At 41.6% G+C, this 3,347-nt stretch carries 3 protein-coding genes; all 3 read right to left on the bottom strand.

Annotated elements, in window-relative coordinates; genetic code table 11:
- The coding region (locus P9L93_02830; protein MDP8230019.1) for an ABC-F family ATP-binding cassette domain-containing protein at positions 1–1,423 on the bottom strand (1,423 nt) is incomplete at its 3' end.
- Positions 1,424–1,477: 54 nt separating this feature from the next.
- Positions 1,478–1,708 carry a VF530 family protein gene (locus P9L93_02825; GenBank protein MDP8230018.1) on the bottom strand — a complete coding sequence of 77 codons (231 nt, stop codon included), beginning with the start codon at positions 1,706–1,708 and terminating at the stop codon, positions 1,478–1,480.
- A gap of 21 nt (positions 1,709–1,729) precedes the next feature.
- Positions 1,730–1,978: a translation elongation factor-like protein gene (locus P9L93_02820; GenBank protein ID MDP8230017.1), complete on the bottom strand. Its 249-nt coding sequence runs from the start codon at positions 1,976–1,978 to the stop codon at positions 1,730–1,732.
- Positions 1,979–3,347 lie beyond the last annotated feature (1,369 nt).

Here is a 3,347-nt window from a genome sequence, read left to right as displayed (position 1 = left end):
TGCCATCCTTCACTTCTACAATCCGGGTTGCCAGCATATTCACAAAGGTACGGTCGTGGCTGATAAAAAAAACTGTTCCATTGAATGCTTTAAGAGCCTTGCCGAATGCCTCGACAGTCTCAAAATCAAGATGGTTAGTAGGTTCGTCTAGAAGAAGCACATCATTTCTAGACAATAGCAAACTCGCCAGACATAGTCTGGCCTTCTCGCCGCCGCTTAAGACCGCCACTTTCTTCAATACATCATCTTCTTTGAAAAGGAAACTACCTGCCATGGCCAAGATCTCCTGACGGACTACAGACTTTTCCGCCACATTCATAAGATGGGTCAAGACATCATTTTGCAGGTCAAGCGATTGAAGAACATGCTGGGCATAATAACCGACCTTAAGGCCGTGCCCCCATTTATACGAGCCGCCCATCGCTTCCAGGTCGCCTGCAATAGTGCGCATGAACGTTGTCTTACCCTGGCCATTGTCACCCAGCACGGCAATATGATCGCCCTGGTTGAATTCCATGGTAATATGACTAGCTACCTGATGACCTGGGTAACCGATAGTGAGGCCTTTCGCGCGAAAGGCAACCAAATTCTTTTTTTCAACAAGAGGAATTTTAAGCCGCACAGTACTCAGGGAGTGGCCAGTATTTATGGTCTGCAGTTTTTCAATCTTCTTCATCGCTGATTTAGCCTGGGCCGCCTTTGACGCCTTCGCGCGAAAACGATCGACAAACGCCTGTAATTGTTTTCTTTTGGTCTCGACATTCTTGTTATGGCAGTCAATCAGCCGCCCCTGTTCTTCCTTGAAAAGCAGATATTCGTCGACGGTACCAGGATATAGGGCGCACGAACCGTTCTCTATCTCCAGGGTCTCTTTGCACGTTTTCTTGAGGAACTCCCTGTCGTGCGAAACGATCAGGAAGCCCCCGCGATAATCCTGCAGGAACTCTTCGAGCAAAATCAGCGTCTTCAGGTCAAGATAATTTGTGGGTTCATCCAGAATGAGGATATTAGGGTCTTTTAGAAGCATCGCCACAAGTTTCACACGCGTTCTGAAACCGCCCGAAAGAGTACCTATTAGGGTTTCAAGCAATTCGTTCTTCAGTTGAAAGCGGGCAGCTACTTTGCCGCACTGCCATTCCTCTTTTTCCGTATAGCGCGACAAAAAAGAGATTACTGTTTCGTCGAGCCTGTAGGGATCATGCTGCTCAAGGTAGGCCAGACGAAAGCGCTTGCTCTTCTGAACCGTTCCATCATCAGGAACTTCATGGCCAGTGATGATCCTGCACATCGTCGTCTTACCTGCGCCATTACGGCCGATGACGCCGATCTTCTGATTTTCGGAGATTGTCACGGAGAAAGCATCCAAGATGATCTGCGCCCCATAAGCTTTATGTATATTAGTAAGCTGTAATAATGTTTTCATAGTTTCAATAGATAAAGAGATCTTTCAGCGAATAGTCTTTTCCAACCACATTATTTAATGCGTTGCGGACCTTACTTCAGTTAAGTATAACCATTCCACTTTTTTTCTGGCCCATGAGGTTCGCCTCAAAAACACCAGGCTAGACTTAATGCTCGGGTTTTTTGCGAAGCAGTTTATCCTGATTCTTCGGGACATACCTTCCCACCCGTATTTTTCAACTAGATGCGTGAGGATCATTTCAAGGGTAACGCCGTGAAGAGGGTCTTTGTGTTTGTTATCGATCATTGGCTGTCTTCCCTAAAAATATTAAACTTTATAAACAGCATCGTCTTTACGGGCCTTTTGCTCGACCTTTATACTGATAAGGTCACCTGCTTTTGCTTCTTCGGCAGGGACGCGGTCAATCTGCATAGAACTCACATCCTGCACAAGGTCAGTTGTAGTACCCTTTATGCGTATTTTATCGCCCACCTTCAATACATCTGTCAGTTTGATCATACTAACGCTGATATTTCCGAAAAAATGATCCACAACCCCTATCTGTTTTTCTTCCATTTTACACCTCCATTTTTCTCCTAATTTATCTACAAAAAATTATTACCGCAAGCCATATTATATGCCTTAAAATATCAACTATTTAAAGATGATCCTCCTTTCTTTCTGGGTTAGCTTTTCCCAGCTTAAACGTGTTCTCTGCTCACCTATTTTGGCCTATCTATAAAAAACCCTCCCCGTGCAAATATTGGGTATTATATCCTCTCTGAATCCCGAAGGCCCCAATAGTCATTATATAACAGCTAAACCTTGACAAATATAAAACCTTTACTTAAAAAACCAGCTGTGCTATAGTAAAAACATTGGACTTAACTGGTTAACTAAAAAAAGGGGGCGACATGGCAAAAACAAAAAAGGCAAAATGTCCTGCTAAAACAAAAGCGGGCAAGAAATGCAAAAGTCTTGCAGCTGGAAAATCAAAATACTGTATTAGTCATAAAAAGAAATAATAACCGGGTTATTTATTTAGGTTTTTTCTTCCTGGCAGTCATTTGTTTTCTAGGAAATCAGCCTATCCTGACCTTATCCGATTATCTGTCAATAAATTAACTTCCTCCTCCCTAACCTCCGGTATCTTCTGCTCCTTATTCTCATCAGTGATTGATTCATAACGCTTATACGCTTTAATAAAGCCACAATGGCAAGCTAACGAAAAATCCTCAAACGAAAAACTTCTTCCGGATTCAGACAGAAAAATATTAAAAATACAGAATAACGATGTCTTGCCAGAATTATTCTTACCCACAATAGATGCAGCATTATCATTAGCGACAATCACTATGGTGCTCTCAGACAAACAATCTGAGACTCTTATTATACATTATAACGAATTAGAGATAAAGAGAGATAATTGCTCCTCAAAGTTAATGCCTTAAATATCACTCAAATTATTCGAAATACAGCCGATAATGCCATTAACTAGCGAGCATTAACTACGAGGCAATTCGGAGATAAAGAGATAGGCTAGTGAGATTTATCTGGCTATTTTATACGAAAAAGATTGCTTCGTCGTCCGCCTAGGCGGACTCCTCGCAATGACATGCAGAATATTCCCCTAACTCTTTGACACATCGCAAGATAAAAAATACCCTGACTAGTGTTAGTAATCAGGGTTAATCTTATCTCTCCATCTGGATTTTGAGAGATAAGTGTGGCTGTCCGAGTTAGATTCATACAACTATATCTCTGTCGGCATCGCAACTTGGATTCGAACAGGTGTCGTCAGATCGAAAATCTGATGTCCTAGGAAATTTATCATATTGTAATTTATTATTTTACAACCAGTTACGCTAAATGGCAATTATAGACATTATTCTCAGTGTCCAAATAATGTCCATTTATATCCAATAAATGTTTAGAATAAAAAAAG

This window comes from Candidatus Gorgyraea atricola (assembly GCA_030765235.1).
GTDB classification, from domain to species: domain Bacteria; phylum Omnitrophota; class Gorgyraeia; order Gorgyraeales; family Gorgyraeaceae; genus Gorgyraea; species Gorgyraea atricola.
Note: the sequence above shows the minus strand (reverse complement) of the source record. Positions and strands in the feature narration are given on the sequence as shown.